The organism is Exiguobacterium sp. AT1b (assembly GCF_000023045.1).
Lineage (GTDB): Bacteria > Bacillota > Bacilli > Exiguobacteriales > Exiguobacteriaceae > Exiguobacterium.
The window spans coordinates 879733-896499 of the sequence record NC_012673.1; the positions used below are offsets into that span (position 1 = coordinate 879733).

18 protein-coding genes are annotated in these 16767 nt (G+C 50.8%); 2 read left to right on the plus strand and 16 right to left on the minus strand.

Annotated elements, in window-relative coordinates; genetic code table 11:
* Nucleotides 1-5: 5 nt before the first annotated feature.
* The 14 genes from EAT1B_RS04645 to EAT1B_RS04710 form a co-directional block, all read right to left on the minus strand.
* Entirely contained in the window at nucleotides 6-581 is a 576-nt protein-coding gene (locus tag EAT1B_RS04645) for a DUF6470 family protein (protein ID WP_012726978.1), read from the minus strand.
* Nucleotides 582-587: 6 nt separating this feature from the next.
* Nucleotides 588-1520, minus strand: coding sequence for a flagellar hook-associated protein FlgL (gene flgL, locus EAT1B_RS04650; RefSeq protein WP_012726979.1), 933 nt, complete (start codon nucleotides 1518-1520; stop codon nucleotides 588-590).
* Between the two features lie 6 nt (nucleotides 1521-1526).
* Complete coding sequence (gene flgK, locus EAT1B_RS04655; protein ID WP_012726980.1) at nucleotides 1527-3041, minus strand: flagellar hook-associated protein FlgK; 1515 nt, start codon at nucleotides 3039-3041, stop codon at nucleotides 1527-1529.
* Between the two features lie 12 nt (nucleotides 3042-3053).
* Nucleotides 3054-3410, minus strand: a complete 357-nt coding sequence (gene flgN / locus EAT1B_RS04660) for a flagellar export chaperone FlgN (protein WP_012726981.1) — start codon at nucleotides 3408-3410, stop codon at nucleotides 3054-3056.
* A 114-nt stretch (nucleotides 3411-3524) separates the two neighbouring features.
* On the minus strand, nucleotides 3525-3776 hold the full coding sequence (locus EAT1B_RS04665; RefSeq protein WP_012726982.1) for a flagellar biosynthesis anti-sigma factor FlgM: 252 nt from the start codon (nucleotides 3774-3776) through the stop codon (nucleotides 3525-3527).
* A 23-nt stretch (nucleotides 3777-3799) separates the two neighbouring features.
* A complete protein-coding gene (locus EAT1B_RS04670; RefSeq protein WP_012726983.1) occupies nucleotides 3800-4186 on the minus strand; it encodes a flagellar protein in 387 nt (128 codons plus the stop codon).
* An 18-nt stretch (nucleotides 4187-4204) separates the two neighbouring features.
* The gene (locus EAT1B_RS04675) at nucleotides 4205-4873 is read right to left on the minus strand and encodes a ComF family protein (protein ID WP_012726984.1); all 669 of its coding nucleotides are present in this window, start codon (nucleotides 4871-4873) and stop codon (nucleotides 4205-4207) included.
* Nucleotides 4870-6027 (minus strand): DEAD/DEAH box helicase family protein, encoded by a 1158-nt coding sequence (locus tag EAT1B_RS04680; RefSeq protein ID WP_012726985.1) that lies wholly within the window; start codon nucleotides 6025-6027, stop codon nucleotides 4870-4872. Before EAT1B_RS04680 ends, EAT1B_RS04675 begins: the two co-directional genes overlap by 4 nt.
* A gap of 121 nt (nucleotides 6028-6148) precedes the next feature.
* Nucleotides 6149-7783 (minus strand): alpha,alpha-phosphotrehalase, encoded by a 1635-nt coding sequence (gene treC / locus EAT1B_RS04685; RefSeq protein WP_012726986.1) that lies wholly within the window; start codon nucleotides 7781-7783, stop codon nucleotides 6149-6151.
* A gap of 81 nt (nucleotides 7784-7864) precedes the next feature.
* On the minus strand, nucleotides 7865-9313 hold the full coding sequence (gene treP / locus EAT1B_RS04690) for a PTS system trehalose-specific EIIBC component (protein ID WP_012726987.1): 1449 nt from the start codon (nucleotides 9311-9313) through the stop codon (nucleotides 7865-7867).
* A gap of 202 nt (nucleotides 9314-9515) precedes the next feature.
* Nucleotides 9516-10226, minus strand: a complete 711-nt coding sequence (treR, locus tag EAT1B_RS04695; RefSeq protein ID WP_041917925.1) for a trehalose operon repressor — start codon at nucleotides 10224-10226, stop codon at nucleotides 9516-9518.
* A gap of 45 nt (nucleotides 10227-10271) precedes the next feature.
* Entirely contained in the window at nucleotides 10272-11120 is an 849-nt protein-coding gene (locus tag EAT1B_RS04700; RefSeq protein WP_012726989.1) for a DegV family protein, read from the minus strand.
* 95 nt (nucleotides 11121-11215) lie between these two features.
* Complete coding sequence (locus EAT1B_RS04705; protein WP_012726990.1) at nucleotides 11216-11908, minus strand: response regulator transcription factor; 693 nt, start codon at nucleotides 11906-11908, stop codon at nucleotides 11216-11218.
* A gap of 22 nt (nucleotides 11909-11930) precedes the next feature.
* A complete protein-coding gene (locus tag EAT1B_RS04710; protein ID WP_012726991.1) occupies nucleotides 11931-13055 on the minus strand; it encodes a sensor histidine kinase in 1125 nt (374 codons plus the stop codon).
* A gap of 179 nt (nucleotides 13056-13234) precedes the next feature.
* On the opposite strand from EAT1B_RS04710, the gene EAT1B_RS04715 reads away from it, so the two are divergent.
* Both EAT1B_RS04715 and EAT1B_RS04720 read left to right on the plus strand, forming a co-directional pair.
* The gene (locus tag EAT1B_RS04715; RefSeq protein ID WP_012726992.1) at nucleotides 13235-13876 is read left to right on the plus strand and encodes a YigZ family protein; all 642 of its coding nucleotides are present in this window, start codon (nucleotides 13235-13237) and stop codon (nucleotides 13874-13876) included.
* 41 nt (nucleotides 13877-13917) lie between these two features.
* A complete protein-coding gene (locus tag EAT1B_RS04720) occupies nucleotides 13918-14925 on the plus strand; it encodes an LCP family protein (RefSeq protein ID WP_012726993.1) in 1008 nt (335 codons plus the stop codon).
* A 42-nt stretch (nucleotides 14926-14967) separates the two neighbouring features.
* Here the strand turns inward: EAT1B_RS04720 and EAT1B_RS04725 are convergent, their stop codons facing one another.
* Together EAT1B_RS04725 and EAT1B_RS04730 are read right to left on the minus strand one after the other, a co-directional pair.
* Nucleotides 14968-16020 carry a glycosyltransferase family 4 protein gene (locus tag EAT1B_RS04725; RefSeq protein WP_012726994.1) on the minus strand — a complete coding sequence of 351 codons (1053 nt, stop codon included), beginning with the start codon at nucleotides 16018-16020 and terminating at the stop codon, nucleotides 14968-14970.
* Between the two features lie 122 nt (nucleotides 16021-16142).
* Nucleotides 16143-16550, minus strand: coding sequence for a hypothetical protein (locus EAT1B_RS04730; protein ID WP_012726995.1), 408 nt, complete (start codon nucleotides 16548-16550; stop codon nucleotides 16143-16145).
* Nucleotides 16551-16767: the final 217 nt, after the last annotated feature.

Genomic DNA, 16767 nt, shown 5'->3' on the forward strand with positions numbered 1-16767 from the left:
CACTTTCAACGCGTTTCATCATACATCCCACCGACCGGCCATATCTCGAGTGACGCCTGTTGACGGAGCGAGATGTCCGTCGTCCATGGCTTGAACGAGATATCGGCTGGCGTGAGCGATACATCAATTTGGGGTGGCGTGATATTCCACTCGATTTTCACATCCGCCGGCGTATACGTCAACTTGACACGATCAATCGATTTTGGCATGTAGCCCATCTCGACAATCGGATATGGGTCGTTCACCTTCTCCGCTGCCATCGAAGGAATCGGATTCCCGTTCTCGATCCGCATCATACGATCGCCGTCCCGGGCGATGTTCGCCATCGCCTCTCGGGCACCTTGTTCCCCCATCTGACCGAGGTACTTTCCGAGTTCGAGCGCTCCCTTAAGGTTGCTCTCACTTCTTGCCACCGATGAGTCGACCTCCAGTTTCCCTGGTGTCGTCTGTTGCGTCATCTCGGCTCTGCCTTGTTGAATCGACAGGTCGGCCCGCCCTTGACGCATCTCGAGCACGGGACGATTGGACGTCATCTGGATCGCGGCAAACGTCTGCCGCATCTCAAGTCTCGCGAGATTCATGACCGATTACCGCAAGAAGTCGAGGAGCGTCGGCTGAATGATGCGGGCACCTGCGGAAAGCGCTGCACGGTGGACGGTCTCATGTGACTTCAGTTCCATGATGACCTTCTCCACGTCGATGTCCTCGTTATCAGACATGATCGTCTTGGCGATAATCTCATGGTCTTGTAGACGGTTGTCGACGAGCTCCAAACGGTTCGCACGGGCACCGAGCTCGGCGCGCTCTGTGATCAAGTTTTGACCGAGTGTATCGAGCGTGTCGAGTTCAGCCGATAGGTCGGCACCAGTGGTCGTTGTCTCTTTTAAAAGTGTACTCAATTTATGAAGACCTTCAAATAACTCTTTACCAAAAACCGTTTCTGGTTGCATATTCACTTGTACGGTAATTCCTTTTGATACTTCAAATTCGATTTTCCCACTTGCTGTCGGTGCCGTTCCACTCTCATAAATCGAATCGACAGAACCAGCCGGATTCGCTAAATACGCCTTTAAATTATCGACATTGATGAGCGGTTGATCCGTTTTCGTCCCGTTGTAAATATACTTCTCGCCCGCTTTCGAGTTCGCGAGCGAACCGATATGTTCGATCAACTGATCGACCTCACTCTTGATAATCTCACGTTGCGATGATTCATACGTATCATTCGCCGCTTGCGTCGTCAATTCGCGAATCCGCTTGACGGCTTCCGTGACTTCGTTGAGCGTCGAGTCCGTCAAATCCATCCAGCTCGTCGCCTCGCTGACGTTACGACGGAATTGGTCGACTTCACGTACTTCGGTCCGGTAACGGATCCCTTGCATCGCGACGACTGGGTCCTCCGATGCCTTTTGAATCCGTTTCCCGCTGATGAGTTGTTCCTGAACGCGAGCAAGTGTGTTGTAGCTACTGGATAAATGCTTCAAGTTCGTCTGTGTGAGCATTGTCTGTGTGACACGCATCAGTCATTACCTCCCTACGACACCCATGCCGTTAATGATTTTATCTAACATTTCATCGACGGCCGTGATGTTACGTGCCGCCGCGTTATAAGCGTGTTGATACTGGATCATCATCGTCATCTCTTCATCGAGCGAGACGGCACTGACCGACTGACGACGCTGGTCCGAACTGCTCAACAGGGCAAATGTACTCTTGGCGAGGTTGCCGTTCTGGCTCGCCTCGACAGCCATGTTCCCGATGACGTTTTGATAGTACTTCCCGATTGAAGTCGTCGCAGTGGATGAACCACCCGTAAATGTGATTTGCGCATTTTTTAAGTTTGCCAAGTCAAGAGCCCCACTGCCGTCTCCAATGTTTTGGTCTTTTGAGATGGCAATCAAGTTCAAGTTCGATAAAATTGTCGGATTGACCGTTACGGTCTTCGCATCGCCGACAATAAAGAAGTCAATACCAGTTTGGCGAGGGTTGTCTTGAACATTCCCATCGTAAAAAGTCTTATGCAAATCATTAAATGCCGTCGTGAACTCTTTTGCCATGACGTCTAAATCCTTCAACATCTTGGTAAAGGCTCCATCGTGCGTTTCTGTTCCCGTAGCTGAACCGTACATATCAACGAGCGCTTTCAACTTCCCATTTGGTAAATCGTCAAAGACGAGCGTTGTCGTTCCTGCGGCCGCATCCGTGATCTCCATGTCGTTAATTTTCCCAACTCCGCCTGTTAGTCCATCCACTAACGTAATCTTTGTTGGAGTCGGTGTTCCGGGCACAGAAATCTGAATATCAATCCGTCCTTCCGCGACACGTTGCGAGTTCCCGCGTGTCTCTCCGTTCGTGTAATCAACTGGGACACGTTCGAACTCGATATATTGTGACAACTCGTCCATGTAACGATCGCGCTCATCATACAATTCGTTTGGTAAGACCCCAAGCGGTTCCGCATCGCCGATTTGACGGTTAACGTCACCGATTTTCGTCAATAAGTCGTTGATTTTTTTCGTGACGACGCCCGCTTCTGCTTTCAAGTCTTCTTGTACTTTCGATAACGAAGAAGACATGTAGTTGAACGTTTGTGTCAGCGTCAACGCTCGCTGCCGAACCACGCTTCGCGCACCCGTATCATCCGGGTTGACCGCCAAGTCTTGAAGGGATGACCAAAATTTATCGAGCGCATGGGCGAGCCCGTTCTCAGACGGTTCGTTGATGATGTCTTCCATTCGACCGAACGCCGCTTCTTTCGTCGCATAGAAGGCGTTCTTCACCGACTCGTCACGATACTGTTGATCGATCATGAGATCGCGAATTCGGGCGAGCGTCTCCCCGCGTACCCCTGTCCCGAATTGTCCGGCTTTCGTCCCGCCAAAATTGACCGAGAGCTGTTCGGTCATCCCGAGTGTGAGTCGTTGGCGCGAATAGCCAGGGTTTGAGGCGTTCGCCACGTTATTCCCGGTCGCTTGAAGCGCCCATTGGTGTGTCGAGAGACTGCGGCGTGCCGTCTCTAATCCCATAAATGTTGAACCCATTCCACTTCCTCCTTAAACGTCACGGCTGAACGAGCGTGTTTCGAACGCTTGTTGTCCGTATGTGAAATCATCTGCTTCCGGCATGAGCATATCCAGATGCCAAGTAATATAACGAAGGGATTGTTCGAGTAGCGTCGCGTTCAATTCGTTCTGTCGCTTCAACTCGAACAAGACCGGTCTCAATTCCTCTATCTCTTCATCGTCCAATTCATACGTCCCTTGAAGTCGTTCCGCTTCTTTTTGTGAAATTTGTCGGACGAGTTTCGCTTCTTCTTTGACGAGCGTGCTAAATGACGCCATGTCATTTTGGATCAGAAGCTGTTCTTTCGCGTAAGCCAATTCGAGTAACCGTTTATGTAATGTGAGCATGAGTCTCTCCTTTTTTCAAAAAAAGAGCCGACTAAAGAAAGGGGTGCCCCTTATTTAGTCAGCTTCCGTGCCGTGTTATTCAGTGCGAAGGCCTCAAACGGACCTCGCTTCCATTCATCCTTGTAGAAAGCGTTTAGCGATTTCGCGCGCGTCCCGTGAATACGTGCCCGCATCAATCTCTGCTTTCAAAGCGTCGATTTTTGCGAGACGGTCCGGATGTTTCACCGGTTCTTCAAACCGGGCGCGGGCTTCCGCCGAGATTGACAATTGGTCCGTTTGGCGTGATTGCGCGGGCTTCGGCTCGACTTGCGTTTTCTTTTCATAAGTGTTCGGTAAGTGTACCCACTTGGCTGAATCGATGCGCATGCGTCTTCCCCCTCTTCATGATGTTAATCCAAACGATAAGCGCGGATGCTTGATTGTTTCGTCAAGCTCTCCTGTAGACTGGACAGTTCCTTCTGCATATCTCTCTGGCAGTTCGAACAAATTTTCCCTTCGTTCGTCGGTTGACCACAACGGACGCAGCTGATGGCAAGCGCCGGATTGTCCTTGATGATCAAGCGTCCTTCATGGATATATCGCGTGATATCAAGTTCAGAGACACCTGTCGCTTCGACGAGGGCTCCGATGGTCGTCTGTTTGTTGGCCGGCTCACGAATGAAGTCGCGGACTTTCAAAAAGTTTTGGAAGTCGACATCACTACATGATGGACAGTACGGTGAACGTCCCTGTTTCATAAACAAGCGTCCACACATTTGGCAAGTTGCTGCATCCATTGGTTTCACCTCTGCTCTTTATATCGGACGCGATTTCGATTTGTTTAGCGCCCGAAATAAGCAAATCGCAGAAACTTCTGATGCACCTGCCTGTCGCAACGAAAATGCCGCCTGATGAAGGGTCGTCCCCGTCGTATAGACGTCGTCTACAAGAATGATTTTCCCACATTTCACTGAAGTTGGTACAGTGAAAGGATTCGTTCGGTGTCGTCTTCCTTCTTTCCCGAGTTCACGTTGACTTGAAACCTCCGTTTTTTCGAGAAGCTGCCGCGTCGGACCGATACATCGCGCGAGCACCTCGGCCTGATTGAAGCGACGTGTCTGAAGTCGCTCCTTACTCAACGGGACCGGAACATAGGTCACGCCAGATGAACGCAATGCCCGAAGTGCTGGCGCGACCGATGAGGCAATGACGACGTCCCCGCTGAATTTAAATCGATGTAGCCAGTCAATTCCTGCATCGTCGTATGCGTACAGGCAGCGGACGGTCAAGTCTAGACCGAGCGCGAGCCAGCGGATGCAGTCCGGACACGTCTCACCGGTCTCATTCGGTTGACCACAGCGCGGGCAACCCGTACCGAGCGGCGTCAGTTTCGACTCGCAAGAAGGACACACCCAGTCTCGTCGCCATAATGTGGCAGGAGTCCACGGGACGGTCATCGACTCATGACAAATAAGGCATCTCATCGCCGATTCGCCTCCTTGATTTTCCGGATAGCAACATCTTGACGGAACGTCCGCTCCTTGTAAAAGAAACAGACCTCTCCTGTCGGCGCGTCCGGTTTTCGCCCCGCCCGACCTGCCATCTGAATGAGCCCTCGTGTCGAGAAGAGCCGATGTTCACTTTCCACCACGGCGACCTGCACGTCCCGGACCGTCATTCCCCGCTCCCAGATGGAGGTCGCAAGGACGACGCCGTTCGTCTCTTGGAGCCAGTGAAGGGCGTCGGTCCGTTCCTCGGTCTCTGCCGATACCGTCCGACAGGTTAGTCCCGCATCTTCTAATGTCTCGCGGTACCGCTCCAAATCAGGCTTCGTCGGCACGAACAAGAGACGTGGTTTCAAGGTGTGACGTCGACAGAACTCTACGATTCGTTCGTCGGACTGTTTGACAAGTGCCGGGACCGGCAAATCAAATCCGTGATAGCGCCGGGACAGATGAACCGTCGGAAACATCTGTTGCCAAACGGTCGGGGTTGCCGTGATGAACAAGAAGACACCTCTCCCGACCCGCCGAATCGTATTCCATAACGCTATGTCAAAGGCAAACGGGAAGGCATCGGACTCATCGACGAGCACATAATCGAAGACGTCCCGGATATTCATGAGTAACGGCGCGGTCGCCACCGTGATCATCCCGATGGAGTCTTTCTCCCCACCCCCGTATCGCCTCGTGACAGGCACGGTGAATGCTCGTTCGAGCCGTTCGACCCATTCGATGGCGACGTCTTTCCTCGGGGACACGATCAATACCCGCTTTCCTGCATTCACGACCCGCTCAATCACAGGGAACGTCATCTCCGTCTTCCCGGCGCCACATACCGCATGCACGAGCCCCGTCCTCCGTCCGTCCCACCACGTGAGCAGCTGATTTGCGACCCGCGTTTGGTCGAGGGCGAGCTCGAACGGCATCGTCAGTTCGGTCGTTTCAAGCGGTGTCGTGATGTCCCGCTCTTGTAGAAAATCACATCGACAGACACGCCCAAGATAAAGACAGTTCCGGCAGTAAGCACACGATCCGTGATGACAGATGAACGTCCGGACGTCCGTGCTGAGACAGCGTTGGCAGATGCCAAAACGGATGGCGCGCGTCCCGTTTGATGCGACGATGAGTTCTCCCATAACCTGACTCCTTTTTGTCATCACGCTACCAAAACGGCTATATAAATGCGATTCGACTTATCTAAAACAGCATAGGTCGACTACACAAATAGGACCCGACGAAAGCGTCGGGTCCCACCTGTTATTTCTGTTTGTAGAACATGATCGCCTCGTACGGACGAAGGGATAACGTCATCCCGTCGAGCTCAGGCACGTCATAGTTGTGGCTGACGACGTTCACCCGCTCGAACCCTTCCGGAATCGTGTACGTCGTTTCGGTTCCATAGAAGTTGGCGACGACGAGAAGTTCCTCGCGGTCGGTCTTCCGTGTATATGCCCAAACATCCAACGAATCAGGCGTGAGAAGCGTGTAGTCCCCATCCGTCAAGACGTCAAGTTCTTTTCGTAATGCAATCAAGTGTTTGTAGTGGTAGAACACCGAGTTCGGGTCACGGAGCGCCGTCTCGACGTTCACGTCCTCATAGTTCGGTGCCACGTTGATCCAAGGCGTGCCGCTCGTGAAGCCGGCATGCGTCGTCGCATCCCACTGCATCGGCGTCCGCGAGTTGTCGCGTGACTTCTGTTTGATGGCGGCCATCATGTCTTCGTGCGACACGCCCTCTTCCCGCTTCAACTTGTAGATATTGAGCGTCTCGATATCCCGATATTCATCGAGCGAGTCGAAGCCAGGATTCGTCATCCCGATTTCTTCCCCTTGATAGATATACGGTGTCCCTTGAAGGCCATGGAGCACTGTCGCGAGCATCTTCGCGCTCTCGACGCGATGGTTCGTGTCATTCCCGAAACGGCTGACGACACGCGGTTGGTCGTGATTGCACCAGAAGATGGCGTTCCATCCTTTCCCGTGCATCCCGCGTTGCCACGTTGACATGATGTCTTTCAATTGAATGAAATCGAACGGTGCAGCGACGAACTTCTCTCCGTTCGGGTAGTCGACTTTCAAGTGATGGAAGCTGAACGTCATGCTGAGCTCGTTCTCGTCCGGGTTTGAATAGCGGACGCAGTGGTCGAGCGTCGTCGAAGACATCTCTCCGACCGTGATGACGTCATGCCCGTCGAATACTTCTCGGTTCATCTCTTTTAAATATTCGTGGATGCGTGGACCGTCCGTATAGAATTTGCGCCCGTCCGACGTGTCTTCTGGGAAGTCCTGTTCTTTCGAGATGAGGTTGATGACGTCGAGACGGAATCCTTTGATTCCTTTCTTACGCCAGAACCGCATCATCTCGTAGACGTCCTCGCGCATCTGTTCATTCTCCCAGTTCAAGTCGGCCTGGGTCACGTCGAACAAGTGGAGATAATATTGCCCGCTCTTCTCATCATATTCCCACGCGTTTCCGCCGAACTTCGACTCCCAGTTCGTCGGTTCGTCGCGCCAGATGTAGTAGTCACGGTACCGCTCGTCTCCCGCCAATGATTTTTGGAACCATTCGTGTTCGGTCGATGAGTGGTTGACGACGATGTCCATCATGAGGCCGATGCCCCGCGCCTCTGCTTCACGGATCAATTCATCGAGGTCTTCCATCGTCCCGTAAGACGGGTCGATGGCATAGTAATCACTCACGTCATAGCCGTTATCGTGTTGAGGTGACTGATAGACAGGCGTCATCCAAATGTATTCGATGCCGAGTTCTGCCAAGTAATCCAGCTTCGCCGTCACCCCTTTGATCGATCCGGTCGCATTCCCTTCCGGACTGTAAAAGCTTTTCGGGTAAATTTGATAGACGACTGATTTGCGCCAATTTTTCTGTGTCATCAACGACATCTCCTTTTGTAAGAGTTTTCATTTCAATAAGTAAGAGGGAAGAACTGCCGTCCCTCCCTCCCGAGTCATTACTTATGCGACTTTGTTTTCTTCAAGTTCACCTTTCTTCATGTAACGCTTCGACAAGATGAAAGTGAGCGCGAACGGCACGATGATCGCGATGACCATGCCGACGATGAAGAGAAGGATTTTGTCTGTGAAGATGGAGAGGAATCCTGGGAGTCCTCCGACACCGATGGCGATGGCCTGCACATCATTCAATGTGATGAAGATAGCAGCGATCGCTGACCCGATCATCGCTGAGTAGAACGGGAATTTATTTGGTAAGTTGACCCCGAACATGGCTGGCTCTGTGATTCCGAAGTATGCCGAGATGGCTGAAGTCGATGCCATGCTCTTTTGTTTCGCGTTGTGCTTGTAGACGAAGAACATCGCGAGTGCAGCAGAACCTTGCGCGATATTTGAGAGTGCGATCATCGGCCAGATAAACGTACCGCCTGTATCGGCGATCAACTGAAGGTCGATGGCGATGAACAAGTGGTGCATCCCGGTGACGACGAGTGGTGCGTAGAACAATCCGAAGAGGAGTGCCCCGACGACCGGTACGGCTTCAAACGTGTTGACAAGTCCTGTCGCGATCACGTTCCCGATTCCGCGTGTGATTGGTCCAACGATTGCGAGTGCAAGGAATCCAGTGACGACGATCGTCGTAATTGGAACGACCAAGAGTTGGATGGCGTTCGGTACACGTTTTTTCAAGAACATCTCAATTTGGCTCAAGATATAAGCCGCAGCGAGAACCGGCAAGATTTGACCTTGATATCCGACTTTCTCAATTTCGAAGAGTCCGAGGATATCGAATGTCGGTACTTCTCCTTCAAGTGCTGCTGTCCCGTAGCCCCAAGCGTTCAAGAGATCCGGGTGGACAAGCAAGAGACCCATGACGATCCCGAGCACTTCGCTCCCACCGAATCGTTTCGTCGCCGACCAACCGACGAGTGCAGGTAAGAACACGAATGACGTATTCGCCATCATGTTGATGAGATCCCAAAGTCCTTGTAGGTTCGGATACGCCTCGATGAGTGTCTTTCCTTCGATGAAGAGACCTTCCGATGCAAGTAAGTTGTTGATCCCCATAAGGAGACCGGCTACGATGATGGCTGGAATGATTGGCATAAAGACGTCAGAGAAGACTTTGACGAGTTTTTGAAGCGGATTCATTTTTTTGCCGCCCGCGGATTTGACCTCGGCGACCGTTGCCGCCTCGAGTCCGGCGAGTTTGATGAACTCGGCATAGACGCGGTCGACATCGCCGGCTCCGATGACGATTTGATACACGCCCGAGTTCTCGAACGCCCCTTTGACGAGATCGACTTCTTTCACACGTGCCTCATCGACTTTTGACTGGTCTTTGAGGGAGAGACGAAGACGTGTCACACAGTGTGCGGCTTTGTCCACGTTGTCTTTGCCGCCGATCGCGTCTAAGATCTCTGCGGCAATTTGACGATAATCTGCCTTCATGTTGAATGTCCTCCTTTGTTTGAAAACTGAAAATGAAAACGGTTACTTATGAGTACAAACAAAGTATAACTTATCTATATAAGTTAAGTCAACAACTTATATATACAAGTTAAACGTGAAGGTTATGTGTCTTCTACATTGTAAAAAATTCCCTATCTCACCTTCAATCAAACAAAAAACCTCTTCCTGTACGAAAGAGGTTTTAGCGCCGGGCGACATCACTGAACTGGAACTTGTCCAAGCGGTGACGTGACTCCGTGTATTCAAATTGTTGTCCTTCATATAAGAACGTATCGTTCGTGATGACGATGACATATTCGTAATCATGCAAGTCGAGCCGCTTCCGGTCGAGCTCGGTCACGTCTTCCGCTGCAATCTTTCGTTTGGCATAGCTGATCTGTAGGCCGAGCTCTCCTTCGATATATCCATAAATCGAACGAGCCGCAATCTCTTCTGTTAATCCAGGGACGAGGTCTTTGACGAAATAGTTGATATCTAAGATGACGTTCTCCCCGTCAAAGTTCCGAACCCGTTCGATGCGAAACACGTGCGTCCCTGTCGCCAAATTCATCCGTTCGGCAAGCCAAGTCGGGGCCTCCATCTCTTCAAACGAAGCGACATGGGTCTGAATAGAACGACCGAGCATGCTCGCGTACACTTCTGAGAAACTGACGATGCCGTTGAATTGAAACTCGATCTGGTCCCGTTTCAATACGAACACGCCTTTTCCGTGATGCTTCCGGACATACCCGTTTTCCTGTAAAAGATCGAGCGCTTTTCGGACGGTTCCCCGGCTAGCCTCGAACTGATGCATCAACTCGGTCTCAGACGGAAGCTTTGAGTCAGCGGGTCTTGTTCCATTTCGCATCTCTTCTGCCAGACGCTCAAAGATTTGGCGATATTTCGCCATCACATTCCCTCCTCCATTGAAAAAGACGACCTTAGACGGTCGTCTCTCTTACCATTCGCGACGATACCACGTGATGCCGATTGCACCAGGTCCGAGATGCGTTCCGATGACGGGACCGAAATGGCTTCCCGAGATGTGTGCTTTCGGGAACTTCTGTTTCATCGAAGCGATTTCTTCCGCCTGACGCTCCGGGCAGTTGGCGTGAATGATGCCGATGCAGTAGCCTTCACCGTCCCCGGCAATCGATTCGTCCATCATCTCTTCGATTCGGCGCACAGCCTTCTTGTACGTCCGAATCTTCTCGAACGGGACGATCAATTTATCCTGGAAATGAAGGACCGGCTTGATCTGTAAGAACGATCCGACGAGCGCTTGCGCCGCGCTCAACCGTCCACCGCGTTGCAAATGGTCGAGGTCATCGACGACGAAGTACGCGCGAATCGAATCACGGACCGTTTCAAGTCGGGCGATGATTTCTTCTGGTGTCGCCCCGTTGTCACGGAGGTGAAGGGCCTCTTCGACCATGAACGCTTGCGGCATACACGAAATCTCTGAGTCAAACGCATGAACCGTCACATCGACCATGTCATTTAGCGCGACCATCGATTGGTACGTTCCGCTGATTCCACTGGAGAGCGTGATCGCAATCACGTCCGTCACATCGTCCGGCAAGCTCTCAATCAATTCGACCGTCTCACCGATGACCGGTTGCGACGTCGTCGGCAGGTTACCCGCCTCGATACGCTCATAAAACGCCTCGGTCGACATATCAATCGACTCGCGGTACGACGCGCCATCGAAGATGACACTGAGTGGTGCGACATGGACGTCATGTCGCGCCAAAAAATCATCCGACAGATAGGCGGTACTGTCGGTTAAAATCGCAATGTTTCCCATACTATATCCTCACTTTACGTCGTTTCATTTTTCCAATTATGTTAGGATTCCATTCCATATTGTAACACAAAAACGAGGTAAAGCATCGGTGACGCTCAAATCTCGACCCAACCCCGGCGAATCGCATCCACGACGGCTTGTGTCCGGTCGTTCACGTCCATTTTACGAAGCACGGAGGAGACGTGGTTTTTGACCGTCTTCTCACTGATAAACAGCATGTCACTGATGTCTCGGTTCGAGCGACCGTCTGCGAGAAGGTGTAACACCTCGACTTCACGGCGTGACAACAATTGATAGACCGGGTCATCTGTACGGCTCTCGACGCCGCGTCCCGCTTGTTCCCCTTTGAATTGCAAGAGGCGACGGTACTCCTTCAGTACGTTCGTCGTCACTTTCGGATGAAGGTACGCCCCATCTTTTGCGACGGCACGGACTGCCGAGATCAATTCTGTCGATGCGACTTCTTTCAATAAGAAGCCTGATGCCCCTGCTTCAAGCGCATGCGTGATATATGACTCATCATCATGGATTGAAAGGATGAGGACACGTGTTTCCGGTGAAAGGAGGGAAAGTTGCTTTGTCGCCTCGATCCCGTTCATGTCAGGCATGTTGATATCCATGATTAAAATTTCTGGTTTTTGCTCGCCAGCAATGCGAATGGCTTCACGACCCGTGCGCCCTTCGGCGACAACTGTAAATTCATCTTCCAAATCAAAAATCCGCTTCAATCCTTCACGGAACAGTTCGTGATCATCCACGATTGCAATGCGTGTCTGTGTCATTTCCATGTATGTCTTCCCCCTTGTTCTCTCACGGAATCGGAATCGACATTCGGACGACCGTCCCTTTGCCGACTTCCGAGTCGATGGTGATGCTTCCGTTCACCAATTCAATTCGTTCGCGCATTCCGACAATCCCGAACGACTCTTCGCCAATCGCGCTCGGTTCAAACCCCACACCGTAGTCGCGGACGTGAATATGAATCACATCACTCGCCTGCTCGACATTGACGATGATTTCGGCTGTTTTTGCATGTTTGATCGCATTTTGGACCGATTCTTGAACGAGACGGAATACGTTGATCTCCAGTTTCTCCGGTAATCGCGCACGCGACCCCCGATAGTTGAGACGTGTCTTGATCGCCGTATACTCCTCCGTTTGATGGAGATAGCGCTCGAGCGTCGGCAAAAAGCCTAAATCGTCAAGCGACATCGGACGTAAATCATAGATCAAACGACGGACGTCGACGAGTGCCCCACGAATCAACTTTTTCAATTCATGTAATTCGGCAAATGCTTCATCTTTTCCTCGTTTGTCAAACGTCTTTTCAATCAAATCGGCACGAATCAAGATGTGGGCAAGCGATTGCGCTGGACCGTCGTGCATCTCGCGGGCGAGGTGACGCCGTTCGCGCTCGGCCGCTTCGAATACGCCGATGGCCATTTCTTGCTTCTTCATCATGTCCGAATACTCTTGCTGTAGGTCATCCCGTAAGAAGTTCAAGACGACACTCACACGACCGATCAACTTTTCGGCACGTTCGATCGTATCCTCTAAGATGAGCAGACGACGCTCTAAGTCATTCCGGCGTTGCTGTGCCGCCATTTCTTCTTTTTGAACAAGAAAACGCTCGAGTTGCATTTGATTCGCCCGTTCGTAGGCTTCACGAATTTCTTGTTCACTATGTATATGAAACTTTTTGCTGACTTGAACGAGCTTGGCCTTTGCAGCTTTCACGAGTCGGTCGAGTCGATCGGACTCCTCGATGTAGAACTCGATTTTATCCGTCAATTCTTTTAACTCGTTTTGAATTGCTGAATATTCAGTTGCAGAACTTTCGGTTATACGGACAATCTCCTCTTTACTTTCCGTCACCGTTTCAATCATATTTGTTATGATATGTTCTAAAGCTGTCCGATCGGTAATATGATTCACGATGCCATCCCCTAATAGTTCGGTAGTTAATCCTCATCTATTCTTATATATCGTCCCACTCTAAACAGGTTTACAGCGGACATGAGAGATTTTCTATAATTCCATTCGCTATAAATAGCATATGTGCCTACTTGAATTCTAAAAAAAATATTCAAAAATAGAAAGGAGAATTTTCAGAAATGTCTATTGAGTCAAATTATACTATAAAACAAAGTGGAACATACGAAGTCGTTATCCAAAAATCAAAATTTATTGCTCATTTCAAACGTGTCGAAACCGAGGAAGAGGCGCAGACGTTCATCCAAGCCATCAAGAAAGAGCATTGGAACGCAAATCATAACTGTTCCGCCTACATCATCGGGGAACGAAACGAGCACCAGAAAGCGAATGACGACGGGGAGCCGAGCGGTACGGCCGGCATGCCGATGCTCGAGGTGTTACGTAAACGCCACTTGAAAGATACGGTCGTCGTCGTGACACGTTATTTCGGTGGAATCAAGCTCGGTGGCGGCGGACTCATTCGTGCCTACGGTGGAACTGTGAGCGAAGGACTCGATGCGATCGGAATCGTCGAACGTCTACCGATGCAACAATTGACACTCACCGTCGACTATACATGGATTGGGAAAGTCGAAAATGAGTTGAGACAGTCTAGCTACCTGCTCGATGACATCATCTACGCCGACCTTGTCACGTTTCATGTGTCGGTCCCCGTGGAAGAGACAGAGGAGGCACTCGCTTGGCTAACAGACATGACGAACGGTCAAGGTCAGCTTCAAACTCATACAATCCGCATCATCGAACGTGATTTCAAACGCTGAAACCCCTATACTAAAAGAAACGACTGAAATGAGGAAACAACATGGAAACACCCCCACGCAAGAAAAGATCACCTTGGAAAATTGTCCTCATCGTGTTGGGTGTCGTATTGCTGATCGGTGGTTCCGCTTTCGGCTATTTTGTCTTCAAAGCGAATGAAACCGCCGAAAACGCGAACAAGGCGTTGGAACGTGGCGATAAGTCAGAACGTCGCGACGAGACCATCGACTTGACGAAAGATCACTTTTCCGTCCTGTTAGCAGGAGTCGATGGCGGCGCCTCGCTCGAGGAAGGACGGACCGATTCGCTCATGGTCGCCACGTTCAACAAGGAATCGCGGCAAGTGACGCTCGTCAGCATCCCACGTGACTCGTATGTCGACATCATCATTGACAATGAGGATCCATTCAAAGACAAGATCAACCATGCGTATGCTTACGGAGGAATCGACACGACCATCGCGACCGTCGAGAACTTGCTCGACATCCCGATCGATTACTATGCGACCATTAACTTTGATGGAATCGAAGATTTGGTCGATGCGGTTGGTGGCGTCGAGATTGACGTCCTCATCCCTATCTCCGGTAGAGCGACCGGAAATGTCGAGCTAGAGCCTGGCGTTCAAGTCTTGAACGGAAAAGAAGCACTCGCTTACGCTCGGATGCGGAAGCAAGACCCTGCCGGCGACATCGGTCGAGCCGGTCGACAACAGCAAGTCATCGAGGCCATCATCAATGAGGCGACGACCATCAACTCGTTTACGAAGCTGAACCGGATCATGAATGCCGTCGGCGAGAACATCCGGACGAACATGACGTTGTCAGAGGCCTCACAACTTCAGCCGTACGCAAAGTCGCTGAAGTCGTTCAACCGCGAAACACTCGAAGGGACTGATTTGACGCTGAACGGGGTCTACTATTATGAAATCGACCCGGCTGACCTTCGTGACGCCCAGGCCCTTCTCCAGACGGAGCTCGGGATGCCCGTCACGGCGGACGAACCGTCAACCGATGAAACGGACGATTCGATGACCGAAACGATCACGTACTAAAACAAATAATAGCCAGTATCGCGCGGCGATACTGGCTATTATTTAGGTTCGCGGTCGACCGAGCAGTCGTCGGGACGTGCGAATGATTGGTTTATAGTTCGGATGAATCAGTTCGGTCGATTCTACGATCAATTCGATGACAATTAACACGACAATGAACGTTATGACCGCACCGAGCATCGTCGTCTTGGCGAACAAGATGGATGAGATGCCAAAGAATAAGGTCATCCCGTACATGAGTAGGACCGCTTGCCGTGTCGTGAAGCCCATATCGATCAACTGATGATGCATATGCGATTTATCCGGCGACATCGGCGGTCGCCCTTGGACGAGCCGGCGCACGATGGCGAAAATTGTATCCGAGATCGGCAACCCGAGCAAGAGGACCGGGACGACGAGCGAGAACAATGTCACGTTCTTAAACCCGATGAGCGAGAAGACGGCGAGCATGTACCCGAGGAACAGTGCTCCCGTATCGCCCATAAAGATTTTCGCCGGATAAAAATTATGAACGAGAAACCCGAGCGTACTCGCAAGAAGCAAGAGCGCCATCATCGTCAAATAGACGTTCCCCTGAATGATGGCTAACACGGCAATCGTCCCGAGGGCGATGCTCGACACACCGGCGGCGAGACCATCGAGACCGTCAATCAAGTTGATGGCATTCGTGATCCCAATCAGCCAGAGGACGGTGATCGGGATGCTCCATGACCCGAGGTAGAGTTGCTGGTCGAACGGAAGATTGATGAGTTCGATTCGCATCCCCGAGTTCAAGACGACGACCGTCGCAATCATCTGCCCCATCAGCTTGACGCGGGCCGATAGTTGGAACCGGTCATCGATCAGTCCGGTAAGGAGAATCACGACAGCCCCAATCAAGATGGCATCGTTATAACGACTCGTCGGAAGCAGCAAGGCATAGCCGATGAAGAATGCGATAAAGATCGCAAGACCCCCGATTCGTGGCATCGTCCGTAAATGTACTTTTCGTGCGTTCGGATGATCGACCGCACCGATGAAAAATGCGAATCGACGAACGAGCGGTGTAATCAAGATGGCCATCACAAAACTGACCAACATGGCAATCCATAGCATGGGCCGACAGTTCCTCTCTCAAAAAAATAGACTCTGGCGAATTATATCATATTTTGAATTCATGAGTAGATATCAGTCCGTTTACAACAAAAGCCGATGAGGCGTTCCCCATCGGCTCTGGATTATGAAAGTGTCGCTGCCACTTCTTCTGTCGGTTCGTATGTATACAAGCCGCGACCAATTTTTTTGATTTCCGGGTTGACCCCTTCAATCTTCACCATCAATTGGTAAATGTTGCTGATGTGATGACGGTAACGGAGTTCAAGTTCCATTTGAATATCACGCACACTCATCGTCTGACGTTCTTTCAATAGATCCGTCACTTGATGAACGTACACCTCGAGCGGATAACGCTGGTTCACACGGCGTGGACGTAGGCGTTTTGACGCATCAGTCATTGGGTCCTTCTCTTCTTTATCTCGACTCAATTCTGCAATCAAATACTCGGCACGTCGTTGCAATTGACGATACGACTCCTCAATTTCCATCAATTCTCGATAAATGTGGTCATTGACATTCGTAGATTCCATACACAAATCCCCTTCTACATCCAATTATAATTTGGAATTCCCTAATTTAAATCAGTAATTCCTAATAATCCCTCAATATCTTCTATAAAAGTGTAACGGATTTGTAATGTGTTTGTCATCTCTTTTTGGGCAATTCTGTCTATTTAGGACTTTTGACTCAAAAAAGACGACGACTGTTCGGGGCAGTCGCCGTCTCACGGAAGATGATTGTAGTCAT

What these genes read in the sequence shown, in the direction of transcription:
- flgK (WP_012726980.1), bottom strand. Translation starts at nt 3,041, where the DNA reads ATGGGTTCAACATTTATGGGATTAGAGACGGCACGCCGCAGTCTCTCG.
- EAT1B_RS04730 (WP_012726995.1), bottom strand. Translation starts at nt 16,550, where the DNA reads ATGGAATCTACGAATGTCAATGACCACATTTATCGAGAATTGATGGAA.
- flgN (WP_012726981.1), bottom strand. Translation starts at nt 3,410, where the DNA reads ATGCTCACATTACATAAACGGTTACTCGAATTGGCTTACGCGAAAGAA.
- EAT1B_RS04700 (WP_012726989.1), bottom strand. Translation starts at nt 11,120, where the DNA reads ATGGGAAACATTGCGATTTTAACCGACAGTACCGCCTATCTGTCGGAT.
- EAT1B_RS04725 (WP_012726994.1), bottom strand. Translation starts at nt 16,020, where the DNA reads ATGCTATGGATTGCCATGTTGGTCAGTTTTGTGATGGCCATCTTGATT.
- EAT1B_RS04720 (WP_012726993.1), top strand. Translation starts at nt 13,918, where the DNA reads ATGGAAACACCCCCACGCAAGAAAAGATCACCTTGGAAAATTGTCCTC.
- treC (WP_012726986.1), bottom strand. Translation starts at nt 7,783, where the DNA reads ATGACACAGAAAAATTGGCGCAAATCAGTCGTCTATCAAATTTACCCG.
- EAT1B_RS04705 (WP_012726990.1), bottom strand. Translation starts at nt 11,908, where the DNA reads ATGGAAATGACACAGACACGCATTGCAATCGTGGATGATCACGAACTG.
- EAT1B_RS04665 (WP_012726982.1), bottom strand. Translation starts at nt 3,776, where the DNA reads ATGCGCATCGATTCAGCCAAGTGGGTACACTTACCGAACACTTATGAA.
- EAT1B_RS04645 (WP_012726978.1), bottom strand. Translation starts at nt 581, where the DNA reads ATGAATCTCGCGAGACTTGAGATGCGGCAGACGTTTGCCGCGATCCAG.
- treP (WP_012726987.1), bottom strand. Translation starts at nt 9,313, where the DNA reads ATGAAGGCAGATTATCGTCAAATTGCCGCAGAGATCTTAGACGCGATC.
- EAT1B_RS04670 (WP_012726983.1), bottom strand. Translation starts at nt 4,186, where the DNA reads ATGGATGCAGCAACTTGCCAAATGTGTGGACGCTTGTTTATGAAACAG.
- flgL (WP_012726979.1), bottom strand. Translation starts at nt 1,520, where the DNA reads ATGCGTGTCACACAGACAATGCTCACACAGACGAACTTGAAGCATTTA.
- EAT1B_RS04680 (WP_012726985.1), bottom strand. Translation starts at nt 6,027, where the DNA reads ATGGGAGAACTCATCGTCGCATCAAACGGGACGCGCGCCATCCGTTTT.
- EAT1B_RS04715 (WP_012726992.1), top strand. Translation starts at nt 13,235, where the DNA reads ATGTCTATTGAGTCAAATTATACTATAAAACAAAGTGGAACATACGAA.
- EAT1B_RS04675 (WP_012726984.1), bottom strand. Translation starts at nt 4,873, where the DNA reads ATGAGATGCCTTATTTGTCATGAGTCGATGACCGTCCCGTGGACTCCT.